At 68.6% G+C, this 21,253-nt stretch carries 23 protein-coding genes; 12 read left to right on the top strand and 11 right to left on the bottom strand.

Annotation, left to right across the window (positions count from 1 at the left end; genetic code table 11):
* Window positions 1–28 precede the first annotated feature (28 nt).
* Window positions 29–220 carry a ferredoxin gene (locus tag ACXAID_RS01375; protein ID WP_475020378.1) on the top strand — a complete coding sequence of 64 codons (192 nt, stop codon included), beginning with the start codon at window positions 29–31 and terminating at the stop codon, window positions 218–220.
* Between the two features lie 10 nt (window positions 221–230).
* On the opposite strand, the gene ACXAID_RS01380 is transcribed toward ACXAID_RS01375, so the two are convergent.
* Together ACXAID_RS01380 and ACXAID_RS01385 are read right to left on the bottom strand one after the other, a co-directional pair.
* Complete coding sequence (locus ACXAID_RS01380; protein WP_475020379.1) at window positions 231–1,046, bottom strand: thioesterase family protein; 816 nt, start codon at window positions 1,044–1,046, stop codon at window positions 231–233.
* Between the two features lie 9 nt (window positions 1,047–1,055).
* The gene (locus ACXAID_RS01385; protein WP_475020380.1) at window positions 1,056–1,898 is read right to left on the bottom strand and encodes an SMP-30/gluconolactonase/LRE family protein; all 843 of its coding nucleotides are present in this window, start codon (window positions 1,896–1,898) and stop codon (window positions 1,056–1,058) included.
* A 156-nt stretch (window positions 1,899–2,054) separates the two neighbouring features.
* Here ACXAID_RS01385 and ACXAID_RS01390 point away from each other — a divergent pair, with 156 nt between their 5' ends.
* The 7 genes from ACXAID_RS01390 to ACXAID_RS01420 are packed head-to-tail and all read left to right on the top strand — an operon-like array spanning window position 2,055 to window position 8,962.
* A complete protein-coding gene (locus tag ACXAID_RS01390) occupies window positions 2,055–2,759 on the top strand; it encodes an NIPSNAP family protein (protein ID WP_475020426.1) in 705 nt (234 codons plus the stop codon).
* A gap of 14 nt (window positions 2,760–2,773) precedes the next feature.
* The gene (locus ACXAID_RS01395) at window positions 2,774–3,997 is read left to right on the top strand and encodes a cytochrome P450 (RefSeq protein WP_475020381.1); all 1,224 of its coding nucleotides are present in this window, start codon (window positions 2,774–2,776) and stop codon (window positions 3,995–3,997) included.
* A 1-nt stretch (window position 3,998) separates the two neighbouring features.
* On the top strand, window positions 3,999–4,973 hold the full coding sequence (locus ACXAID_RS01400; RefSeq protein ID WP_475020382.1) for a zinc-binding dehydrogenase: 975 nt from the start codon (window positions 3,999–4,001) through the stop codon (window positions 4,971–4,973).
* On the top strand, window positions 4,970–5,761 hold the full coding sequence (locus tag ACXAID_RS01405; protein WP_475020383.1) for an HpcH/HpaI aldolase family protein: 792 nt from the start codon (window positions 4,970–4,972) through the stop codon (window positions 5,759–5,761). The genes ACXAID_RS01400 and ACXAID_RS01405 overlap by 4 nt, the downstream gene beginning before the upstream one ends.
* Window positions 5,758–6,492 (top strand): SDR family NAD(P)-dependent oxidoreductase, encoded by a 735-nt coding sequence (locus tag ACXAID_RS01410; RefSeq protein ID WP_475020384.1) that lies wholly within the window; start codon window positions 5,758–5,760, stop codon window positions 6,490–6,492. Before ACXAID_RS01405 ends, ACXAID_RS01410 begins: the two co-directional genes overlap by 4 nt.
* Window positions 6,493–6,499: 7 nt before the next feature.
* Window positions 6,500–8,008, top strand: coding sequence for a flavin-containing monooxygenase (locus ACXAID_RS01415; RefSeq protein WP_475020385.1), 1,509 nt, complete (start codon window positions 6,500–6,502; stop codon window positions 8,006–8,008).
* Between the two features lie 21 nt (window positions 8,009–8,029).
* The gene (locus tag ACXAID_RS01420; RefSeq protein ID WP_475020427.1) at window positions 8,030–8,962 is read left to right on the top strand and encodes an alpha/beta hydrolase; all 933 of its coding nucleotides are present in this window, start codon (window positions 8,030–8,032) and stop codon (window positions 8,960–8,962) included.
* A gap of 45 nt (window positions 8,963–9,007) precedes the next feature.
* On the opposite strand, the gene ACXAID_RS01425 is transcribed toward ACXAID_RS01420, so the two are convergent.
* Window positions 9,008–9,475, bottom strand: a complete 468-nt coding sequence (locus ACXAID_RS01425) for an SRPBCC family protein (protein ID WP_475020386.1) — start codon at window positions 9,473–9,475, stop codon at window positions 9,008–9,010.
* A 122-nt stretch (window positions 9,476–9,597) separates the two neighbouring features.
* Here ACXAID_RS01425 and ACXAID_RS01430 point away from each other — a divergent pair, with 122 nt between their 5' ends.
* Complete coding sequence (locus ACXAID_RS01430; protein ID WP_475020387.1) at window positions 9,598–10,749, top strand: acyl-CoA dehydrogenase family protein; 1,152 nt, start codon at window positions 9,598–9,600, stop codon at window positions 10,747–10,749.
* Here the strand turns inward: ACXAID_RS01430 and ACXAID_RS01435 are convergent.
* Entirely contained in the window at window positions 10,746–11,684 is a 939-nt protein-coding gene (locus ACXAID_RS01435) for an LLM class flavin-dependent oxidoreductase (protein WP_475020388.1), read from the bottom strand. The two genes, ACXAID_RS01430 and ACXAID_RS01435, sit on opposite strands and share 4 nt — an antisense overlap.
* A 135-nt stretch (window positions 11,685–11,819) precedes the next feature.
* On the opposite strand from ACXAID_RS01435, the gene ACXAID_RS01440 reads away from it, so the two are divergent.
* A complete protein-coding gene (locus tag ACXAID_RS01440; RefSeq protein WP_475020389.1) occupies window positions 11,820–12,740 on the top strand; it encodes an LLM class F420-dependent oxidoreductase in 921 nt (306 codons plus the stop codon).
* On the opposite strand, the gene ACXAID_RS01445 is transcribed toward ACXAID_RS01440, so the two are convergent.
* The gene (locus ACXAID_RS01445) at window positions 12,724–13,335 is read right to left on the bottom strand and encodes a TetR/AcrR family transcriptional regulator (RefSeq protein WP_475020390.1); all 612 of its coding nucleotides are present in this window, start codon (window positions 13,333–13,335) and stop codon (window positions 12,724–12,726) included. The two genes, ACXAID_RS01440 and ACXAID_RS01445, sit on opposite strands and share 17 nt — an antisense overlap.
* A gap of 78 nt (window positions 13,336–13,413) precedes the next feature.
* Between ACXAID_RS01445 and ACXAID_RS01450 the strand changes: the two genes are divergently transcribed.
* The gene (locus ACXAID_RS01450) at window positions 13,414–14,334 is read left to right on the top strand and encodes a metal-dependent hydrolase (protein WP_475020391.1); all 921 of its coding nucleotides are present in this window, start codon (window positions 13,414–13,416) and stop codon (window positions 14,332–14,334) included.
* A 13-nt stretch (window positions 14,335–14,347) separates the two neighbouring features.
* On the top strand, window positions 14,348–15,547 hold the full coding sequence (locus ACXAID_RS01455) for a hypothetical protein (RefSeq protein WP_475020392.1): 1,200 nt from the start codon (window positions 14,348–14,350) through the stop codon (window positions 15,545–15,547).
* Here ACXAID_RS01455 and ACXAID_RS01460 read toward each other — a convergent pair.
* The 6 genes from ACXAID_RS01460 to ACXAID_RS01485 form a co-directional block, all read right to left on the bottom strand.
* Entirely contained in the window at window positions 15,519–15,872 is a 354-nt protein-coding gene (locus tag ACXAID_RS01460; protein ID WP_475020393.1) for a hypothetical protein, read from the bottom strand. The genes ACXAID_RS01455 and ACXAID_RS01460 overlap by 29 nt on opposite strands.
* Before the next feature lie 47 nt (window positions 15,873–15,919).
* The gene (locus tag ACXAID_RS01465) at window positions 15,920–17,179 is read right to left on the bottom strand and encodes a sulfotransferase family protein (protein WP_475020394.1); all 1,260 of its coding nucleotides are present in this window, start codon (window positions 17,177–17,179) and stop codon (window positions 15,920–15,922) included.
* Window positions 17,176–18,480: a DUF1254 domain-containing protein gene (locus ACXAID_RS01470; RefSeq protein WP_475020395.1), complete on the bottom strand. Its 1,305-nt coding sequence runs from the start codon at window positions 18,478–18,480 to the stop codon at window positions 17,176–17,178. The genes ACXAID_RS01465 and ACXAID_RS01470 overlap by 4 nt, the downstream gene beginning before the upstream one ends.
* Before the next feature lie 195 nt (window positions 18,481–18,675).
* A complete protein-coding gene (locus ACXAID_RS01475) occupies window positions 18,676–19,305 on the bottom strand; it encodes a TetR/AcrR family transcriptional regulator (protein ID WP_475020396.1) in 630 nt (209 codons plus the stop codon).
* A 98-nt stretch (window positions 19,306–19,403) separates the two neighbouring features.
* The gene (locus tag ACXAID_RS01480) at window positions 19,404–20,417 is read right to left on the bottom strand and encodes an NADP-dependent oxidoreductase (protein ID WP_475020397.1); all 1,014 of its coding nucleotides are present in this window, start codon (window positions 20,415–20,417) and stop codon (window positions 19,404–19,406) included.
* Window positions 20,418–20,513: 96 nt separating this feature from the next.
* On the bottom strand, window positions 20,514–21,230 hold the full coding sequence (locus ACXAID_RS01485) for a DUF427 domain-containing protein (protein ID WP_475020398.1): 717 nt from the start codon (window positions 21,228–21,230) through the stop codon (window positions 20,514–20,516).
* Window positions 21,231–21,253 lie beyond the last annotated feature (23 nt).

Genomic DNA, 21,253 nt, shown 5'->3' on the forward strand with positions numbered 1-21,253 from the left:
CGATCGGAGTTGCCATGAGGGTGTTGTCATGAAGATCGAAGTCGATCTTGCCAAGTGCACCGGACACGGGATCTGTGAATCCATCGCCGAAGACGTCTTCGAAGTGACCGACGACGGTTTGGTGGTCATCCACGACGCCGACCGGCCCGAATCCGACCGCGAGCGAATGCAGCAGGCGGTCACTCAGTGCCCCGCGGCTGCGCTGCGTCTGGTCGACTGACGCTGCGGCGCTACTTCGGGGGACGGGGGCGCACCAGCACGGACTGCTGGATCGCGCCGACCGGGCCGCCCTCGTCGAACAGCGTGCCCACCGTTGTCCCGATCCCGTCCGGGCCGTAGTTGGTGTCGGCGCGGATGCCGATCCACTCGCCTTCGGGGACGCGGTGGATGTGCACCACCAGATCGGTGTTGAGGAACGTCCACCTGCGGATGTCGAGTTTGGCGCCGATGCCGTTGGCATCGTCGGCCACCGCGAACAACCGTTCCAGAGCCGTCATCTGCTCGCCCTTGACCAGGTCGACCTCCGGGCGAATCCACGATTCGCCGGCGCCCTCGCTCAGCGGTTTGGTCAGCCACCGCCAGTCCAGGCTGTGCACGTAGTTGCGGTCCCAGTCCTTCTTCATGTCCCGCCCGCGCGCTTCGGACACCGGCCGTAGCGGCGGCGCGGCGGCGTGAACCAGCTCGGCGGTCTGCAGGGTCTGCAGCCGCCAGCCGCTGGCCCGGGCCACCGCACGGGGCTGCCCGTCCGGGCCCGGCGCCAGCAGCTCGGCGCTGACCAGTTCGATCTGCTTGCCGGAGCGCTCCCGCTGCGCGCGCACCCACAGATCACCCTCGGCAGGCACCGGTCCCAGCAGGTCGATCAGCACCCGGCTCAACCGGGTGTCCTCGCGCGCGTCGCACCGCTGCAGGCTGCGCACCAGCAGAGCCGACACCGGTGCCGCGTGCTGGATGGCCGCCGACCAGGTGCTTCGGACGAGGTCGGTGGCGACGAAACGCTCACCGCGGGGGTCGTCGGCGTCGACCGACACGTAGTACGAATCCGACATCGTGACCTCTCAGTTGTGCCCGGCGGCGGGTACGTCGACCGTGATCGCGTCCAGGCGGGACAGTTTGGTGCCGCGTAGCCGCTCGGGGTAGGCCTCGGTGGAGGACAGCAGGAACAGGGTGCGGCCCTCCGGGCCGCCCAGCGTGCAGGCGATGGCGACGCGGCCGTCCATGTCGATGCGGTCGGTGACCGTGGATCCGCCATCACCGTCGGAGACGATCCGCTCGAACTGGTGGGCCAGTGTCATCGCCGTCCACACCCCGCCCGCGTCGTCGAGGCAGATACCGTCGGGCGGGCCGTCCAGGGCGTCGGCGAAAACCCGGCGGCCGCTCAGTGTTCCGTCCTCGGCGACGTCGAATGCGCTGAGGCGCCGCGCGGTCGACTCGGCGACGATCAGTGTCGAGCCGTCGGCGGTCAGCGCCATTCCGTTGGGGAAGTCGAGGTCCTCGGCGACGATCCGGGCCCGCAGTCCGGGCTCCCCGTCGGGATCGATGCGCACGATCACCCCTGCGGTGCGCGCCTGTGATCCGACGTAGGCGCAGCCGTGCCGGTCGATGACCATGTCACCGAGCGCGGCGGGAACCATGCCGGACAGATCGGCGACCAGGCTGACCGACTCACCGTCGTAGCCCAGCACCTGCTTCGCCTCGGTCGAGGCGATCAGCAGGGTGCCGTCCTGGCGAAAGCCCAGCCCGGAGGGCGCATGTCCGGCCAGCTCGAGAGTGCTGATGTCACCGTTGAGTGTCACCGTATGCACCGCCTCGCCGAGCATGTCGGAGAACCACACCAGACCCTCGAACCAGCGGGGGCCTTCGCCGAAGCAGAAATCCTTGGCCAGCGGTGTCGGCGTCATCTGGCCGAGGCCTCACCGCTGCGACCGGGACGCCGGAAACAGACTTTACAAAACACGCGACAAGTGTCACGCTCGCTGGGTGCAGCTGTCAACCGTCTGCAGCCGTTGCGCACTCGCCGGTGAAGGGAAGCGCCAGATCGTGAGCCTGCCGTGAACATGAAGAAGTACCACAGCCACACCCTGCTCTACCTGCATGAGACGATCGATCTGGGCTCGGCTCGCAGCGAGCAGTTCGTCTCGGAGTTCAGCGGGGTCTATCACCCGATGATGACCGAGCTCGGCGCCCGGCTGTTCGCGATGTGGGAGAGCACGCCGTACAACGGGCACTGGCCGCAGGTGACCGTCATCTGGGAGATCGACGCGTTCGCCGACTATGCACGGATCGGCCGCGCGCAGGCCGTCGGTGGCAGCCATGAGGCAGCGATGGGCAAGTGGTCGACCTACCTGCGCGACACCGGGGCCCGCGGTGAGGGCCGGATCATGTACGCCGGGCGCAGCAACCGGACCCTGGCAGAGCTGCAGGGCGAACAATTCAAGGCCGGACTGGTGATCCAGGAGATCATGCAGACCAAGCCCGGCCGCCAGGACGACTACATCCGTGAACTCGAACGGCTCTACGTGCCGTGGTCGGAATCCACCGGTAAGCGGTGGCTGGGCTCGTTCATCACGACGTTCCGCTTCAACGAGGTCATTCACTACTGGGCGCTCGACGGCGACTGGGACTGTTTCGAGAACCACTACCCGTCCTGGAAGGACAGCCCGCCCGCCGAGATCGTCACGTGGATGAGTGTCGCCCCGGCGTTGCGCGACGGCTGGGAGGATTCCATCCTCGCCGCGCTGCCGCCGTCGCCGCTGCAGTGATTGGAACGACGAAAATGCCTGCCACACAACAGTTCACCTACGATCCATTCGACCCCTCGGTGATGGCCGATCCGCTGCCGTACTATCGCGTGCTGCGTGACGAACACCCGGTGTACTACCTGCCGAAGTGGGACACCTATGCGCTGTCGCGGTTCGCCGACATCTGGAATGTGCTGGAGATCAACGACGGAACGTTCGTCGCCTCGGAGGGAACCCTGCCCGCCGCCGAGGTGCTGGCCCACCACAACGACGGACCGGTGCCCGACCCGCCGCTGCACCCGATGCCGTTCCACGCCAACTTCGACGCGCCGCTCTACGACGACGTCCGCCGGTGCACCGCGAGCCAGTTCCGGCCCAGATCGGTCAGCAAGCTCGGCGACCGGATCCGTGCACTGGCCAACGAGCGCCTCGACGAGCTGCTGGCGCGCGGCCGGTTCGACCTGACGCAGGAGTACGGCGGTATCGTGGCCGCCTCGGTGGTATGTGAACTCGTCGGCCTGCCAACTGATCTGGCTGCCGATGTGCTGGCCACCGTGAACGCAGGCAGTCTGGCCGAACCGGGCAGCGGCGTCGAGGTCGCCAACGCCCGTCCGGGATATCTGGACTACCTCGTGCCGATCGTGGAGCGCCGACGTGCGGGCGCCGACGCAGGCGCGCTGCCGATCGTCGACAACCTGCTGGCCTATCGGCTGCCCGACGGCTCCGCGCTGACCGACATGGAGGCCGCCGTGCAGATGCTCGGGGTGTTCATCGGTGGCACCGAGACAGTGCCCAAGATCGTCGCCCACGGCCTGTGGGAGCTCTCGCGCAACCCCGACCAGCTGGCCGAGGTCCGCGCGGATCTGGACGCCAACGTCGCTGTCGCACGGGAGGAGATGATCCGTTTCTGTGCGCCCGCACAATGGTTCGCCCGCACGCTGCGCCGGCCGTTCACCCTGCACGGCACCACCATCGAACCGGGCCAGCGCATCATCTCGCTGCTGGCCTCGGCGAACCGCGACGAGCGCGAGTACGCGCAACCGGACCGGTTCATCTGGAACCGCCCGATCGAGCGGCTGCTTGCCTTCGGCCGGGGCCAGCACTTCTGCCTCGGTGCCCATCTGGCGCGGCTGGAGATCTCGATCATGGTGACCGAGTGGCTCAAGCGGGTCCCCGAATTCACCGTCGACACCGCGGCCGCGGCCCGGCCACCGTCGAGTTTCCAATGGGGCTGGAACCAACTTCCCGTGGAGGTCTGAGGTGTGGTCCTACCGGCTGGTCGCACCGTTCACCTTCGCCAAGGCCGATGTGTTGCCGCGGTCCCCGGAGTCGCTGGTGGACGGTCAGGTGTTGCTGCGGTTCCTCGCGGCCGGCATCTGCGGTAGCGATCTGCCCGGATTCCGCGGCACTCAGGGCAAGCTGCCCGGCGATACCGGTTGCTGTGCAGCAGACATGGACGGCTTCCCGATCCACGAGGTGGTCGGCGAGGTGCTGGCCAGCTGCCACCCGGCCCACCGTGTGGGCGACCGGGTCGTGGGCTGGGCTTCGGGTTTCGACGGGCTGATGGAGGAGGTGGTCGCCGACGGTGACGGCCTGGCGCCCTACGATCCCACGCTGTCACCGGCGCACGCGGTGGCGCTGCAACCGCTGGCCTGCGTGCTCTACGCCGTCGAGCAGTTGCCCGATCTCACCGGACGGCGCGTCGCGATCCTGGGGCAGGGCTCGATCGGGCTGCTGTTCTCCTACGTCGCCAAGGCCGCCGGTGCCGCCCACGTCACCGGCGTCGATCCGGTCGACCGGACCGACGTCGGCCCGGCCTTCGGTGTCGACACCGTCGTTCGCGCCACCAGCGACCGGTGGCTGCGGCACCTCACCCCGGATGCCAAGCCCGACATCGTGATCGAGGCGGTCGGCCATCAGGTGGCCACGCTGTCGCACGCGGTGGAGGCAGCCGCATTCGGCGGCACCGTGTTCTATTTCGGGGTGCCCGACGACGACACCTATCCGATCAGCATGCGTACCATGCTGCGCAACAACCTCACCCTGAAATCCGGCGTGACGCTCGAGCGTCGGCGGGTACTGCAGAAGGCCGACGCGTTCGCCCGTGCACATCCCGGGCTGCTGGAGCGCTACCTGACCCACACCTTCGCCGCCGACGAGGCGCAGGCCGCCTTCGAACTCGCCTGCCGACCGGTGCCCGGCAGGGTCAAGATCGCGATCGTGCCCTCCAGATGACCGAGATGAGTGCACTGGCCGACGCGCTGGCCACCAAGGCCCAGGTCTGGGGTGGCTGGGTGGTGGGGCCCACGATCATGGGCCCGGAGGCCTTCGCCCAGGCCGGCTACGACTATGTCGGATTCGACGTCCAGCACGGTTACCTCAGCGACGCGGACGTGGCCCTGATGCTGCGCCGCCTCGAACACGTCGCGGTCGGCACCGTGGTGCGACTTCCCTCGGCTGAGGCGGCGCCCATCGGCCGGGTTCTCGACGCCGGCGCCGACGCAGTCGTCATCGCGATGGTCGAGACCCCCGAACAGGCCGCCGCCGCGGTGGCGGCCACCCGCTATGCCCCGCGCGGGGTGCGCAGCTTCGGGCCGCTGCGCCCGAGCATGGGGGTGGACCCCGCCGCCCTGGAAGCCCGCGCATCGGTGTTCGCGATGGTCGAGACCGCCGCCGGCGCCGCGGCGGTCGACGACATCTGCGCCGTCGACGGACTCGCCGGAATCTACGTCGGACCGGCCGATCTGGCGATCTCGATGGGGTGTCCGCCCGTGCCGGCCTGGACTCAGCCGCAGGTGCGCGAGGCGATGCTGCGCATCCAGCACGCGGCCGCGGCGGCCGGCCTGGTCAGCGGGGTGCACGCCAACAGCGGAACCCTCGGCAACGAGTTGGCCCAGCACGGATTCCGGATGATCACGCTGGCATCGGAGTCGCAGGCGCTGCGCCGCGGGGCACTCGCACACCTGGCCGAGGCCCTCGGTTCGGCCGAATCGGGCAGCCCGTCGGCGGGAGGCTACCAGTGACGGGCACAGACAGGGTCGCGCTGGTCACCGGAGCCGCCCGGGGCCAGGGCGCCGCGATCACCTCGCGGCTGGCGGCCGACGGGTTTCGGGTGGCGGCCTGCGATCTGCGGACCGACGAGCTGGACGCCACCGTGCGATCACTGGACACCGACCGGGTGACGGCGGTGACGCTCGACGTGACCTCGGCCGAGCAGTGGGCCCGTGCGGTCGCCGCCGCCGTCGAGCGGTTCGGGGCGCTGACCGCACTGGTGAACAACGCCGGCGTACTGCACCGCGCATCGCTGGCCGACGAGACACCGGCAGGGTTCGAGGGAAGCTGGCGGGTCAACTGCCTGGGCCCGTTCCTGGGGATCCAGGCCGCACTGCCGCATCTGCGCGACGCCACCGGGTCCGCCGTGGTGAACACCTGCAGCACCGGGGCCATCCGGGCGTTTCCCAACCACAGCGCCTACGGGTCGTCGAAATGGGCGCTACGGGGTCTGACCCAGGTGGCCGCCGTCGAACTCGCACCCTCGGGCATCCGCGTCAACGCCGTGTTCCCCGGCCCCGTCGAGACGCCGATGCTCGACGAGCCCACCCAGACCAGGCTGGCCGCCGATGCGCTGATGGGTCGCATCGGCAAACCCGTGGAGATCGCCGATGCGGTCGCGTTCCTGGTCTCCGAGCATGCCTCCTTCATCACCGGATCCGAGCTCATCGTCGACGGTGGGCAGACCTTGAAGATTGGATGACAACCGTATGGCGAAGAACCTCTCCGTAGGCATCATCGGGGCCGGCCCGGGTGGGCTGGCACTGGGAATCTTCCTGCGAAAGGCCGGGTTCGACGATTTCACGATCTTCGACCGCGAGGACGGCGTGGGCGGAACGTGGCGAATCAACACCTACCCGGGGCTGGCGTGCGACGTGAAGTCCCACCTGTATTCGTATTCGTTCGACCTCAACTCGGACTGGTCGCGGCTGTGGCCCGAACAGCCCGAGATCCTGGACTACTTCGAAGAGTGCGCCCGCCGCTACCGCCTGGCCGGCAATCTGAAGCTCAACACCGAGATCGTCTCCGCCCGGTGGCAGACCGACACCGACACGTGGCTGCTGCGCAGCGCCGACGGCGAGGAGTACACCTTCGACATCGTGGTGTCCGCGGTCGGCGTGTTCACTCAGCCGGTGATGCCCGAGCTGGCCGAGGAACAGCCGTTCACCGGCACCGTCATGCACACCGCCCAATGGGACCACTCGGTGGATCTGACCGGCGCGCGGGTCGCGGTTCTGGGAACCGGATCGACCGCCTCACAGCTCGTTCCCGAGGTCGCGAAGGTCGCGGCCAAGGTCTACTCGGTCCAGCGTTCGCCCACCTGGGTGCTGCCGAAGCCGGACCGGGCCTACACCGACCGGGAGAAGTGGATGTTCGCCCACATCCCGCTGGCCAAGCGGATCTACCGCACCCGGTTGTGGCTGCGCAGCGAGTCGAACATCTCGGTGATCGAGAACGGCAGCGACAAGACCCAGGAGTTCAGGAGCATCGCGCTGCGCACCCTGGAGGCCACCATCGACGACGAGCAGCTGCGCCGGGCGCTGACCCCGGAGCATCCGCTCGGGTGCAAGCGACTGGTGTTCGCGACCGATTACCTGCAGACGCTCAACCAACCGCACGTCGAGGTGGTGTCCAGCGCGGCCCGGGCGTTGCGGTCGCGGTCGCTGGTGACCGAGGACGGCACTGAACTCGACGTCGACGTGGTGTTGTGCGCCACCGGCTACGCGGCCGCGGACTACCTCGGGCAGATCGAGGTCGTCGGTGCCGACGGGGCCGCCCTGAGCGATGTCTGGCGTGACGGCGCCTATGCCTACCTCGGGATGGCGGTGCCGGGATTCCCGAACTTCTTCATGCTGTACGGGCCCAACACCAACGTCGGGTCCAACAGCGTGATCTTCATGTTGGAGGCCCAGGCGCACTACATCGTGCGGGCGCTGAAGTACATGCGCCGCAAGAAAAAACCCTACATCGAAGTGCGCTCCGACGTCACGAGCAGGTTCCTGGCCCGCGTCGACAAGTGGATGCAGGGCACGGTCTGGCTGACCCGGTGCAGCAACTACTTCCGGGCCGCCAACGGCAGGGTGGTCACCCAGTGGCCGCGCAGTGCACGCGACTTCTGGGGTATGACGCGGTGGTTCCGGTCGGGCGACTACACCTTCGACCCGCCCGTGGTGCGGCCCCCGATCGAGGTCGGCGCCCAGACCGCGGTGAAAAGGTAACGCGCCGTGACCGACCCGGAGATGCCCGGCTCCGATGTCGCCGGACGGCTGGCCCCGGCACTGCAGCATCTGGTCAGCGCCCGCACCGACCTGTCGCCGTCGGTGCTCGGGGCGGTTCGGGATTCGCTCAACCAGCGGCGCGCTGAGACCGCGCCGACGGTCGACGACGTCGGCGTGGAGGTGGAGCAGCGGGAGATCCGTTTGCCTGCAGGGCGATTGATGAGCGTCCGGATCTACCGGGGGGCGCCTGCCCCGTCACCGGGTGTGCTGTACTTCCATTCGGGTGCCTTCGTGCTGGGCAATCTGGACACCGACCACCGCCAGTGTGTGGAATTGGCCCGCCGGGGCCGGTGCACCGTGTTGTCCGCCGACTACCGGTTGGCGCCAGAGCATCCGTTCCCCGCCGCGGCCGACGATGCGCACGACCTGCTGCAGTGGGCCGTCGGCGCCACGGCCGAACTGGGTCTGGACGACTCGGCCATCGCGGTGGCCGGCAGCAGCGCGGGGGCGTCGCTGGCGGCCCGGCTGGCCCAGCGCGCCGCGGCCGGGCAGGCTCCCGCCGTGGTATTCCAGCTGCTGCACCAGCCGGTGCTCGACGACAGGCCGTCGCCGTCGAAACAGGAGTTCACCGATACGCCGGGCTTCGACGCCGAGGCGGCCGGGTGGATGTGGCGGCACTATCTCGGCGGGGCGTCCCCGTCGGCGGATGCCGCCCCCGCCCGAGCGGTTGAGCTCGGCGGGACGGCACCGGCCCTGATCACCTGCTCGGAACTCGACCCGCTGCGCGACGAGGCGATCGACTATGCGCTACGCCTGATGTGGGACGGTGTCGCCACCGAGTTGCACGTGTTCCCCGGGACCTGTCACGGCTTCGACTCGCTGGTTCCGGAGTGGGAGGTCAGCCGGCAGCTCTTCGACATCCAGGGAGCGGCGCTGCGCCGGGTCTTCTGGTGATTTCGGTGTGGTTGTCTGCGCCAGGCGCAGACAACCACACCGAAATCACCCCAACTCGCGGGCGACGGCGGCGTGGTAGGCGTCGATGTTGGCGGGGTTGACGGTGCGGAAGAACCCGTCTGGCAGCGGTGAGTCCTTGTAGGCCTCGATGGTCATGGTGCGCCGGAACAAGGTGATCCCCTGGCCGGGGGTGCTGAACTCGTAGAGCACCGTGATCCGCCCCGGCATGCCGCCGTTGCCGTCGCTGTCGTGGCCCAGGTTGCCGACCGAGGTGAACATCCACAGTTTGGGCCGGGTCGCCATGGCCAGATGCCAGGTGAAGATGCGCTTGCCGTCGGGACCCGTCTCGGTCCACCTGTCGCCGATCTCGAGGGGCAGCTTTTCGGGCACCCGCCCGACGTGTGCGCTGCCCGGATAGGTCTTGGTCCAGTTGACCGGGTTGGTTACGAAGTCGTAGACCTCTTCCGCGGATTGGGTGAAGGCCGTCTCCGACGACGTCGTCACGATTCCCACAGTTCTCCGTCCGCCGCTGCTTGTGGCCGGCCGTCTGGCAGCCTGGGACTGACTTTACAAAGAACTGATCAAATGTCACGCTTCGGGTGGGCGCTTGGGCCAGGAAAGGACGGGACCGTCACATGGACTTCTCCCCAGTGGTGCTCTCCGATGCGGACCGCGCGTTCCAGGAGGAGTTGCGCGCCTTCCTGGCCGGGATCGTGACCGAGGACGTCCTGCGCCGCGACCGGGAGACCGGTGACAACTTCGACGAGGGCGTCCATCTGGCGCTGGGGTCCGCCGGTTATCTCGAGCGGGACTGGCGTCCCGAAGCCGAGGGCGGGTTCAGTGCCGTGCAACGGCGCATCTGGGAGCTCGAGATCGGGCGGGCCCGCACGCCGTGGTTCCACTGGGGCACCACGGCGATGGTCGCCACCGCGGTCAACGCCTTCGGTTCGGCCGAACTCAAGGACGAGGTGCTGCCCAAGACGCTGTCGGGGCACTACCGGCTGTGTCTGGGCTACACCGAGCCCGAGGGCGGCTCCGACGTCGCGACGTGCAAGACCCGCGCCGTGCGCGACGGCGATGGATGGATCATCAACGGCTCGAAGATGTTCACCTCCAACGCCCACAACGCCCAGTACGTCTTCCTGATCACCAACAGCGAACCGGCCGCGCCCAAGCATCAGAGCCTCACCATGTTCCTGGTGCCGCTGGACACCGAGGGTGTGGAGATCCAGGGGATCCGCACCGTCGACGGTGACCGCACCAACATCACGTACTACAGCGACGTGCGCGTCGCGGACCGCTACCGGGTCGGCGAGGTCAACGGCGGCTGGGCGGTGCTGCGCGAGGCGCTCAACGCCGAACACGGCACGGTCGAACGCGACGACAGCGGCCTGCACAAGATCGCCGTGATGACCGAGCACGCGCTGCTGCTCGCCGAGGCGACCGACGCGATCGCCGCCGAAGTGCCGCTCGACGACGAGGCGGTAGGCTACCGGCTGGGCCGCAGCATCGCCCGGCTGGAGACGGCGTTGAGCACACCGGAGATGTTCGGCCGCGTCGCGATCGCACAGACCATGCGCGACACGACCATAGACCTGATGGACCTGTCGGGGGCGGCGGGTGCGCTGCCCGGCGACACCGCGGCCGGGCGGGTGGAGTACGTCCACCGGCTGGCCGGGCCGACCGGCATCTACGGCGGAACGCTGGAGGTGTTCCGCAACATGATCGCCCAGCATGTCCTCGGCCTGGGAAAGCCGGCCTACGCGCCGGCGGCCAAACGCGGCTAGAGCTGGAGCTTGGGGATCACCTCGCCGGTCAGCGTCTCCAGCGTCGTATCCGAGCACCTGTCGTGGGTGAACAGCACGATCTGGCCGAAGCCCAGCTCGACCAGTTCGCCCAGCCTGTCGACGACCGCGGGTGCGGTCCCGATCAACCCCGCTTCGTGGAGGCCGAAACCAGGTTCGCTGAAGCGTTTTTCGGCGGCCGCACGAACGTCTGGCAACGCGGCGTCATCGGGGGCCAGCGCCATCACGGCCTCCACCGACAGCACGATCTCGGCCGGGTCGCGCCCGATGTCCTGACAGATCGACCGCAACGTCGCCAGCTTGGCCCCGATGTCGCCCAGCGCGTAGGTGGGGACGTTCCACACGTCGGCGTAGCGCGCGACCAGCGGCAGCGTGTACTTCTCGCCGACACCTCCGACGACGATCGGGGGCCTGGGCTTCTGCACCGGACCCGGTTTCACCGGCATGTCCGAGACGGTGAAGTGCTCGCCGGAGAAGTCGATCCTCTCGTCGCTGAACGCCTGGTGCAGGATCTGCAGGGTTTCGCCCAGCTGCGCCGACCGTTCGGCGAAGCTGCCCCAGTCCAGCCCCGCGCGACGGTGCTCGTCCTCGATGGACCCACTGCCGATTCCCAGCGAGAGCCGGCCCGCGGAGATCTGGTCGAGGGTGGTGGCCATCTTGGCCAGCGTCACCGGGTGGCGGAACTGATTGCACAGCACCATGTGTCCGACCCGGATCCGGTCGGTGCGGGCCAGCAGCGCGGTGGCCAGGGTCCAGGCCTCCATCGAGGGGTAGTCGGGCATACCCGGTCCGTAGAGGTGGTCGTAGAGCCACAGCGAGTCGAGCCCGAGGGACTCGCAGCGCCGGGTCCGCTGCAGTACCTGGTCGAAGGACAGACCCATGTGGGGCAGATAGATGCCGATTTCGGGTCTGTCCATGTGTGCTGCTCGCCCCTTTTCCGAATGCGCCTGCGCTGTACTTTCCGCCGTCTGCATGGTAACGACATTCTCATAGATGGAGAAGCAAGTTCCGCCAGTTCGATCCCGCAGGTGTCCAGCCGAGGAGGGCCGCCCATGAAGTTCGCCATCACCCATCCGATGCACAGTCATCCCTACAACCCCGAGTTGGTGACAGGCGCGGGCATCGCCCGCGTTGCGGCGGCCGCCGAGTCCGCCGGCTTCGACGGCTTCGGCTTCACCGATCACCCGGCGCCGTCCCAGCGGTGGCTGGAGTCCGGCGGACACGATGCGCTGGACCCGTTCGTCGCGATGGGGTTCGCGGCGGCCCACACCACGACCCTGCGACTGATTCCCAACATCGTCGTGCTGCCCTACCGCAATCCGTTCGTGGTGGCCAAGGCGGGGGCAACGTTGGACCTGGTATCGGACGGGCGTTTCACCCTCGCGGTCGGCGTCGGGTACCTCAAGCGCGAATTCACGGCTCTCGGTGTCGACTTCGACGAGCGGGCGGCCCTGTTCGAGGAGTCCCTGCAAGCCATCCGCGCCGTCTGGACCGGTGATGACCTGACCTTCGAGGGCAAGCACTTCACCGCCAAGGGGATCACCGCCCATCCCCGCCCGGTGAGCACGCCGCACCCGCCGATCTGGATCGGTGGCAACACCTCGGCGGCGCGTGCCCGGGTGGCCGCCCACGGTCAGGGTTGGTGTCCGTTCCGGGCGCCGGCAATGCTCGCCCAGACCGCGCGGACGGCGGCACTGGACTCGGTGGAACTGCTGGCCGCCGGGGTCGAGGACCTGCGCCGGCGCCTGGAGAAGGCCGACCGCGATCCGGCGGAGGTCGACGTCACGTTCACCAACGACGCCGGGGGGAGCCCGGGCGACGAGGGCTTCGACGCCGACGCGTTCGCCGACGGCGCCGCGGAACTCGAGGCCGCCGGGGTGACCTGGATTCAGGTGACCGTGCCCGGCGACAGCCTGGCGCACACGCTCGAAGCCATCGAACAGTTCGGCGCCGAGGTCATTGCCCGGCGCTGAGCGCGGGGCCGACCCAGCGGTGCAGGAACTGCCGTAGCGCGGCGCCGTCACGGGCCGGTTCGACCGGTGCGATCACCATGGACTGGATGATCCGCAGCAGGAACTCGACGAGTCCGTCGAGTTCCGCATCGGTGTGATAACCCAGATCTGTCCAATTGATGCGACTGTGGCGCAGTATGATTCGGCACCGGGCGATGACCTCCGGGGCGAGCATGCGCCGGCTGAACTGATTCGTCCGGTCGTTGTCGAGCAGGAACGTCAGCAGCGGTTCGTCGGGAAGCCGTTCGATGATGAAGGCCACCAGCTCCACCAGTTGGCCCGAGGCTTCGTCGATGTCTGCGGTGACTGCCTCGATCCGGGCGACGAAGCTGCCCAGCGCCACCTCGGCGGCCGCGCTGAACAGGTCCTCGGTGGTGGCGAAATAGCGGTAGACGGTCCGGCGGGTGATGCCCACCGACTCGGCGACGTCGGACAGCGTGGTCTGGCCGGGGCCGCTTCGCTCGATGCAGGTCAGGGCCGCGTCGATGATGCGCTTGCGGGCATCGTCGTCGTGCAGCGGGGGAGTACCCGCCCACCCTTTGCGCCCCATGGTCATTGACTCCTTCGGCGGTTCCGGGTCATCATGACAGAAGATACACCAGATGTATCAGTGTGTAATGTGAGAGGTGCTGCCATGACCGACCTCGAAGTCCGGCGCCCCCGGTTCGACTTCACCGCGCAACCCGTGCCGTGGCAGTGGAACCCGGACAACCCCGGCTTCTCGTTCTTCATGAACGCTACCTCGATCATCGCGGTGTGCTTCGAACAGATGATCGTCGCAACGGTCACCGAGGCCAAGCCGCTGATCACCGATCCGGAGGTGGCCGCCGAGGCGACCGCGTTCCTGCGCCAGGAAGCCCAGCATTCGGCCAGCCACCGCAAGCACGTCAACGCGTTGATCGCGCACTACCCCGGTCTGCAGCACACCCTGGACGCCGCGGCGGCGCGCTACGACGAGCTCACCGCCTCCACGTCGCTGCAGTTCCGGCTGGCCTACATCGCCGACCTGGAGGCGACGTTCACGCCCAGCTTCAAGCTGATGCTCGACAACGAGTCGACCCTGTTCCGACCCGGCGACGAACGGGTCGCGTCGTTGTTCCTGTGGCACTTCGTCGAGGAGGTCGAACACCGCAGCTCGGCCCTGGTGATCTTCGACGCCGTGGTCGCAAAGCCGTGGTATCGCCTGCGGATGGTGCCCGCGGTGGTCCGCCACCTGCTGGGGGTGCTGGACGTCATCGCCGAAGGTGTCAACGCCCACATACCGGATTCCGACCGCAAGGTGGACGCACGCACCCTGCTGCCCCTGTTCGGACTGGTCAGCGCGCTGCGGCAGCGGGTGCCGATCGGCCCACCGGATCCGCCGTCCGCGCCCGCAGCGTTCTCGTCGGTTCCGCTGCGGGAGAAGATGATCGCCGGATGGCGCGTGCTGCTCAGCCAGACTCCGTTTCACGACCCGGCCGACGAGCCGCTGCCGGCGTTCGCCGACGAGTGGTTCGCGCGGTGGGACCGGGGCGGCGATGTGATCCGGTGGTATTCCGCCGAATCGGCCAGCTGAGCGGGGAGGCTACGTGGCCGCGCAATGCACCGAGACGTTCGACCGCCTGGCCGGCGCACTGGGCGGGTTCAGCTGCCGCGACGCGCCGGCTGTCGTGCATGTGCGCAGTCCGCTCGAATTGTCGAACGCGACACTGCCGGTGCTCGAGCTGACGATTGTCGTCATCGCGGTGGCTGCACTGGTGCATGCGATCAGGCGGCTGCACCGTGACGGCGATCCGGTCAACCTGGCGCTGTGGTTCGCCACGGTCGTCTATCTGTTCGTCATCGAGATTCCGCTGTACTTCCCGAACGTGTTCGGCGTCGAGGATGCACTGGGTATGGTGTTCGCGCACAACGTGTTCACCGTACAGTTCCTGTTCGACCGGCTACCGCTCTACATCGTGGCCCTGTACCCGGCGATGATCTCAGTGGCCTACGAGATCGTCCGCACGCTGGGGGTGTTCCGGGATCGCGGCGTTCTGCTCGGGGTGATCTGCGTCGGATTCGTCCATCACTGCTTCTACGAGGTGTTCGACCAGCTCGGTCCGCAACTGCGGTGGTGGGCGTGGAACATCGACAATCCACTGAACCAGCCTTGGCTGGCCGGCGTCCCGATGACCAGCATGTTCATCTTCGCGACCCTCGGGCCGGTGGTGGTGACCGCGCTGGTGATGGTGCTGGTGGGTCGGCGCGCACCCGCGCCACGCGGCGGTGGGCTGGTCTGGCGGACGGCGCTGGCCGGCGTGGCGACCCCGCTTGGTTTGGTGATCCTGAGCATCCCGACCTCATTGTTCGGCGGCGATGAGCCGAATGTGGGCGCACAGGCGATCGTGTTCTCGGTGGAGATCCTGGTGGTGGCGGTCGTCGGGGCGGTGGTGCTGGCGGGGCAGTGGCATCGAATCCGGTCCGGCATCGCAGTGCGGACCGAACCCAACACGTTCCTGCGTGTCTTCGGGACCGGCTATCTGGGCGTGTTGGCGATCCTGTGGGTCACCGCGTTGCCCGACTACTTCGGCGCTTCGTCGGGGATCACGGTCGACGGCACCCGGATCGGGAGCCTGCCGTACGCGGCAACGGTGTTCGCCGCGGCCGTGCTGTGCTTGGCCGCCGCCCTCAGCGCGACAGGGGCGCGGGCGTCGGTGCCGGTAGCCGCCACCCGCCAGCCGCAACCGGCCGGCCTGCGGCGAGGCGCCCGTCGCTGGCCTATCCCTTGGCCGCCGCGAGAGCGCTGAGCAGCCCGAACACGGCCGCACCGGCGATCGAGGCGTTGCGGTTGGCGGTGGGCAGTCCGGGGGAGCCCACGGCGACACCCACCTCGGCGCCGGCCAGCAGCGCCGTCACCGCAAGGGCGCGGCGGCGCTGGCTCGACGTTGCGGTGCTGAGCAGGATCGCCCCGAGCGCGGTCTCACGCAGCGCCCACATTCGGGTGAGGTAGTCGGACTGGTCGGTGCCTCCCAGCTCGGTGGACGCGGCGGACGCTGCGGGTTTCAGTGCGGCTGAGGCGCCGACGCCGAGCATGGTCGCTCCCAGCGCGGTCTGGATGAGACGTGTGATCATCTACGGTGGTGTCCTTCCGGCGAGGATCGAGTCGGTCAGAAGTGGCTTCAGAAATAGCCACTGAAGCGGCGGGTGTACTCGTCGAGCATCGCCGAGACCTCACCGGCCTCCAACCCGAAATCGCCGAGCGAGTAGCGGTGCCGGCCGTACTTCTCGCGTGGCCGGTCACGCAGATAGGACAGCATCGCGGCGCGCTTGTCGGCGCGGAAATCCAGCCCCAGCTCGGCGTGGATCTCGGCCAGCGTGGCGGCCGGGTCGGAGAGGAACCGGGTGAACGCCACATCGCAGATCTGATCGTCCATCTCGGGGTGGTCGCGGCGGAACTGCATTGCGCGCCCGACGATGTCGGCGGCGTACGCGGCGTCGGCGGCGGCCTGTTCGCCGACGGTGACCTCGTCGGAGAAGCCGCGCCGCAACGTGGCGTAGAGACTGCACAGCGAGGCGATCACCTCGGTGGGCTCGCGGTGCGGATTGACGACCTTCGCATCCGGATACACCCCGAAAAGCTCCGGCAGGTACGCCGCGTGGGTCGGCGCCTTGAGGATCCACTGCACTCCGGGGGTGCCTGCCTGCAGGTAGCGCAGTCCGCGCAGGTGCCATTCGTAGACGCTGCGGTGGTCGCCGGTGAGCAGGTATCGGCGGTAGGTCGGCGCCCAGGCCAGCGCCGCGAACTGTTCGGAGCAGAGGTCGAGTGCGGTCAGCCCGATGCATTCCGAGGGGGTGTGGGCATCGTAGAAGTGAATGGCGGAGAAGCCGGGGACCAGCTTGTCGGTTCGGGCGATGTTCGCGTCGATCTTCGCGACCCGCTTGTCGGTGCGGGAATCGGTCACCGAGTGCGCCAGCCGATAGTCGGTGATCTCCCACTGCAGCGGGGCCCGGTTTCCGGGTGCGGCCGCCAGCGTTTCGTGCAGGATCGTGGTGCCGGTTCGGCCGAGTCCGAGGATCACGACGGGCGAGGGGACCGGCGCCGCCGCCAGGTCGGGGTTGGCCTTCTCCCACGCGACCACGGTGAGCCGGTTGGCCAGCGCTTCGACGATCTGAGCGGCTACCGCGATGCGGCCGAACTGGTTCAGCCGCGCCTCGTGGTGCAGCGACACCAGCAGCGCCTCCAGGCCGGGAAGGTAGCTGTCGGAACCGAAGTCGTCGTGGCCGGCCTTCTTCGTGGCGGCCGTCCGCAGCGCTTCCACGCTGAGGGTCGGCCGGTTGACCCCGACAGCCTGCAGGGCGCGGCCGGCGAGGTTGACGGCTCGCACCACCGGTGGACGCGCCGGTCGAGAGTTCACCGGCGTGGCGCCGGCGGTGGTCATCGCGGCGCCACCTCGACGGCCGCGGGCATGGAGTAGCGGCCTTCGATCAACTCGAGCCCCGGCTGGTAGAACCGGCAGAGGATCATCAGATCCGCTGGGGGAGCGGGCAGCCAGTTCGCCTCGGCGGCGCTGGGCTGGCCGCGCTGCACGATGAGGTCGAGGCTGCCGTCTTCGCCGTAGTGGAGATCGGTGAAGTTCGAGCCGATGGCGTATCTGTCGATGGGGTTGTCGACCAGTCGCATGCCGGGCATCGAGTACATGGTCATCGACCAGAACGCATCGACCGGCGGGATGGCGTCGGCGGCGAAATGCAGCCGGTAGCTCTTCTTTCCGGTTAGCGGTGTGCCGTCGGCGGCGGTGACCAGCGCGGCGTAGGTCGCTTCGGCGGCCACTTGGAAGCCCGGCGCGTCGATGTTCATCCGCGCCCGCAGCTTCGGGTCGAGCGGGCCCGTGTCGCGGATCGGGGTACTGGTCAGCCAGGGTCCGTCGCCCAGTATGCCCATCGGCTGAACGGCGCGGATCTCTTTCAGTGCCCGGCCCAGGGCGTCGTCGAGCAGGGCGGCCACCGCCGGATCGGCCGAGGGCCGGCGCCCGGGGCCGATGCCGACCGCGCTGAATCGCTCGAGTTCAGCGGCCTCGTCGTGGGGGGTCGATTGCACCGTCAGGGCCTGGCAGAGGCGGTCGAAGAACCCTGCGCCCATGCCGTCGAGGTCGATCACCGGGAACCGGTCGCCGGTCGCGTCGGCTTCGCCGACCGGTGTGTTCCGCGCGTGCGGGTGGGTCGCCAACGCACCCAGCACCAGGCCTCCGAGCAGCCGAGCCGCCTCGGCCACGTCGGCGGGGTCGTGCGCGTCGCGCACCTGCATTCGGGGCATGACGTAGACCAGGGTGGTGCTGAAGTCCAGACGCGTCATGCCTGCCGGTGTGGCCGTGGTGTCCCCGGGGCCGGCGAGCAGGAACGTGGCCGCTGTGGTCCCCGTGGTGCGGCGCCCGACGTAGGCGACCGTCTGGAAGAAGCTGTCGAAGAACTGCAGGCAGTAGTAGCGGTCCTCGGTGTCGGGCACGTCGAGCACCTGGGGCCCGTCGGTGAGATCGAGCCACGCGAACCCGTACAAGGTCTCGACGTTGGCGCCGCTGGTCTGATGCGCTGGGGTCGCCAGGTTGCAGTCGAAGTAGAACCGGTTGCGCTCGACGCCGCTGTCCTCGCTGATCTTCAGGTATTCGTGGAACTGCACGAGCGTGGTTCCCCAGATTGCCGCGCGGACCAGCTCGTCGCGCACGTCGGTCTCGGCGGTCGTCACGATTGCGAGACTCCTTCGCGCAGTGGACTGATCCGGTTCCCGCCGATCGCGACGTGGGTGGCGGGCCCATCGAGAGCCGGGTTGCGAACTGCGTCCCGGAGCTCGGCTGCTATGCCGTAGGTCACACCGAGACCCTATACGGAACGTTACAGACTTAACAAGATCTGTATCGCCGTAAGATCTGGCTGCGGCGGATCATTCCGGCGCCTGGCCGGCCCGGGGTGCGCTGGACACGATCGGGGCGATGTGCCGATGCAGGTATTCACGCAGCTCGGCGCCGGTGCGGGGCGGATCGCGCGGAACCGAGACCATCGATTGGACGATCCGCAACACGAACTCGACCAGATCGTCGAGTGCGGATTCGTCGAAGCCGATGGCCGACCAGTCGACCGAACCGTGTTCCAGCATTATCCGTGATCGCTCGACGGCGGTCGGGTTGATCCACTGCCGGTTGATGACCCCGGTGCGGTCGCTGTCGATGAGCATGGCCAGCAGCGGTTCCTCGGGCAACTGCTCCACCTGGTAGGCCACCGCCTCCACCAGCATCTGCGCCGGGTCGGTGATGTCGGCGGTGAGCTCGCGGATCCGGGCCGTCCACCCCGCCAGTGCCACCTCGGCCACCGCGGCGAGTAGGCTGTCGGCGCCGGAGAAGTACCGGTAGAGAGTCGGACGGGAAATGCCCACGCGGTCAGCGACATCCCCCAGCGAGAGCCGGCTCGGGGACTGGCGCTCGATGATCTGCATCGCCGCGTCGACGATGCGCTTGCGCGCCTCATCATCGTCAGCCGGCGGTATTCCGCCCCAGCCCTTCCGTCCCAACGACACACCCCACGTCTTTGTGTCCGCATCGGGTGGGTCCCGTGCGCGGACACGCCTCTGGCGCAGAGACTACCGATGCCGGCCGCGGCACGCGGGTTATGTGCTCAGCCGACGCGAACCAGCGTCTTGCCGATGTTCACGCCGGTGAACAGCCCGTTGAGGGCGTCCACGCAGGATTCGAGGCCCTCGAAGATGTGCTCGCGGTGCACCAGCAGGCCCTGCTCCTCCCACTCGCGCAGCGCGGCGAACGCCTCGTCGAAGCGGCCCCATTCGTCGAGCGCGTTGAAGCCCTGCATCAGCGCGGTTTTCGCGAGCAGGTTGACGTAGTTCGACGGGCCGGGATGTTCGCCGGTCAGGTAGCTGGAGATCACCCCGCACAGCACCACCCGCGCCCTGGGGGCCAACCGGCCGAGCACCGCGTCGAGGATCGGGCCGCCGACGTTGTCGAAGTAGACGTCGACGCCTTTGGGGCAGTGGGTGCGCAACGCGGTGGGCAGGTCGTCGTTGCGGTAGTCGATGCAGGCGTCGAATCCGAAGTCCGACACCACAGCTCGGCACTTGTCCGGGCCGCCGGCGATGCCGACCACCCGGGCGCCGGCGATCTTGGCGATCTGGCCGGCCACCGACCCGGTGGCACCCGCGGCCGCCGAGACGACGACGGTTTCCCCGGCAGCCGGACGGCCGATCCCGGTCATGCCGAAGTAGGCCGTGGCCCCGGTGGGGCCGTAGATGGACATCACCGCGCGCTGGTCCACCTGGTCGCCGGGCCCGGGCACCGGCGTGGTGAACAGATCGTCGCGCACGATCGTGTACTCCTGGAACCCGGTCAGCGTCGTGACCACGTCGCCGACGGAATAGGCCTCGCAACGGGATTGCACGACCTCCCCGATGCCGGCGGCGCGGATCACCTCACCGAGCTGCACCGGGGGCAGGTAGCCGGGCTGGTCGTCCAGCCAGGTCCGGGCGGCGGCGTCGATACCCACGTAGGTGGTGCGCACCAGCGCCTCGCCGTCGGCGGGTTCGGGCGCATCCGCGACGACGAGTTCGGTGTCTTCGGGGGCCACCAGGCCGTGCGGTCGGCGGCGCAACAGGATCTGGCGATTCGTCAACGTCGGCACGCGCCAGAACCTACGGCACCGCTACGGGCTCGCGGAGAGGTTCCGCTGACACGCCCGGCGGTGGTGGTGTTCGCCGAAGAAGCGGCGCCCGGCCCGTCACGCCACCGGCAGGTCGCAACCGCAGTCCGCGTAGTCGGCCGACTCCGGCAGCTCGGCCAGCACCTGGGCCTTCGTCGCGTCGAAACTCAGCATTCCGGCGATCGGCAGGCACTCGGGCAACGGGTCCTCATAGCTCCAGGCGACATCGTCGACCACCGCGTCGCCGACCCTGGCGTTCCAGTAGGTCGCGTAGCCCTTGTAGTTGCAGTACGTCGACGTGGCGGATCGTTCCAGCAGGTCGGTACGCACCGACTCGGGGCTGACGTAGAGCCTGGGTGCCAGCGAGGTCTCGAACACGATGACGGTGTCGACGGTGTCGACCAGGGTGGTGCCCAGGACCTCGACCCGCAGCCCCCGGCCGGTGGGACGGCAATCCACCCGGTGATACGGGTTGGGTGGATAGTGCACCAGCGCCCGCCCCTCTTCCAGCCAGGTGTCCACGGCCGTCCACGGCACCGTCACGAAGCCGGGGGCCTCCGGCACCGGGGTGGTGGGCAGGTCGCCGGCATCGGCGACGGCGAAGGCGTAGCTCAGCGGTTGTCCCTGGCGGTGCACCATCAGCGCGCGCTCGGTGTCGATGACCGTGCGCCCGGCGAGAATCGCCTGGACACGCCGGGGGTGCGGCTCGATGTAGACCAGAGCGTCGGTGACCGGTGGGCTGAACTGGCCGGCCCGATCGCGGCTGAGCGGCCCACTGCCTGCCACCAGACTCATCGAAGCCGCCCGGCGCCAACACC

It is taken from the genome of Mycobacterium sp. ABE4_509 (assembly GCF_056160785.1).

What these genes read in the sequence shown, in the direction of transcription:
- ACXAID_RS01485 (WP_475020398.1), bottom strand. Translation starts at nt 21,230, where the DNA reads ATGAGTCTGGTGGCAGGCAGTGGGCCGCTCAGCCGCGATCGGGCCGGC.
- ACXAID_RS01375 (WP_475020378.1), top strand. Translation starts at nt 29, where the DNA reads ATGAAGATCGAAGTCGATCTTGCCAAGTGCACCGGACACGGGATCTGT.
- ACXAID_RS01465 (WP_475020394.1), bottom strand. Translation starts at nt 17,179, where the DNA reads ATGACCACCGCCGGCGCCACGCCGGTGAACTCTCGACCGGCGCGTCCA.
- ACXAID_RS01395 (WP_475020381.1), top strand. Translation starts at nt 2,774, where the DNA reads ATGCCTGCCACACAACAGTTCACCTACGATCCATTCGACCCCTCGGTG.
- ACXAID_RS01430 (WP_475020387.1), top strand. Translation starts at nt 9,598, where the DNA reads ATGGACTTCTCCCCAGTGGTGCTCTCCGATGCGGACCGCGCGTTCCAG.
- ACXAID_RS01435 (WP_475020388.1), bottom strand. Translation starts at nt 11,684, where the DNA reads ATGGACAGACCCGAAATCGGCATCTATCTGCCCCACATGGGTCTGTCC.
- ACXAID_RS01405 (WP_475020383.1), top strand. Translation starts at nt 4,970, where the DNA reads ATGACCGAGATGAGTGCACTGGCCGACGCGCTGGCCACCAAGGCCCAG.
- ACXAID_RS01390 (WP_475020426.1), top strand. Translation starts at nt 2,055, where the DNA reads ATGAAGAAGTACCACAGCCACACCCTGCTCTACCTGCATGAGACGATC.
- ACXAID_RS01385 (WP_475020380.1), bottom strand. Translation starts at nt 1,898, where the DNA reads ATGACGCCGACACCGCTGGCCAAGGATTTCTGCTTCGGCGAAGGCCCC.
- ACXAID_RS01445 (WP_475020390.1), bottom strand. Translation starts at nt 13,335, where the DNA reads ATGACCATGGGGCGCAAAGGGTGGGCGGGTACTCCCCCGCTGCACGAC.
- ACXAID_RS01380 (WP_475020379.1), bottom strand. Translation starts at nt 1,046, where the DNA reads ATGTCGGATTCGTACTACGTGTCGGTCGACGCCGACGACCCCCGCGGT.
- ACXAID_RS01440 (WP_475020389.1), top strand. Translation starts at nt 11,820, where the DNA reads ATGAAGTTCGCCATCACCCATCCGATGCACAGTCATCCCTACAACCCC.
- ACXAID_RS01460 (WP_475020393.1), bottom strand. Translation starts at nt 15,872, where the DNA reads ATGATCACACGTCTCATCCAGACCGCGCTGGGAGCGACCATGCTCGGC.
- ACXAID_RS01420 (WP_475020427.1), top strand. Translation starts at nt 8,030, where the DNA reads ATGCCCGGCTCCGATGTCGCCGGACGGCTGGCCCCGGCACTGCAGCAT.
- ACXAID_RS01415 (WP_475020385.1), top strand. Translation starts at nt 6,500, where the DNA reads ATGGCGAAGAACCTCTCCGTAGGCATCATCGGGGCCGGCCCGGGTGGG.
- ACXAID_RS01450 (WP_475020391.1), top strand. Translation starts at nt 13,414, where the DNA reads ATGACCGACCTCGAAGTCCGGCGCCCCCGGTTCGACTTCACCGCGCAA.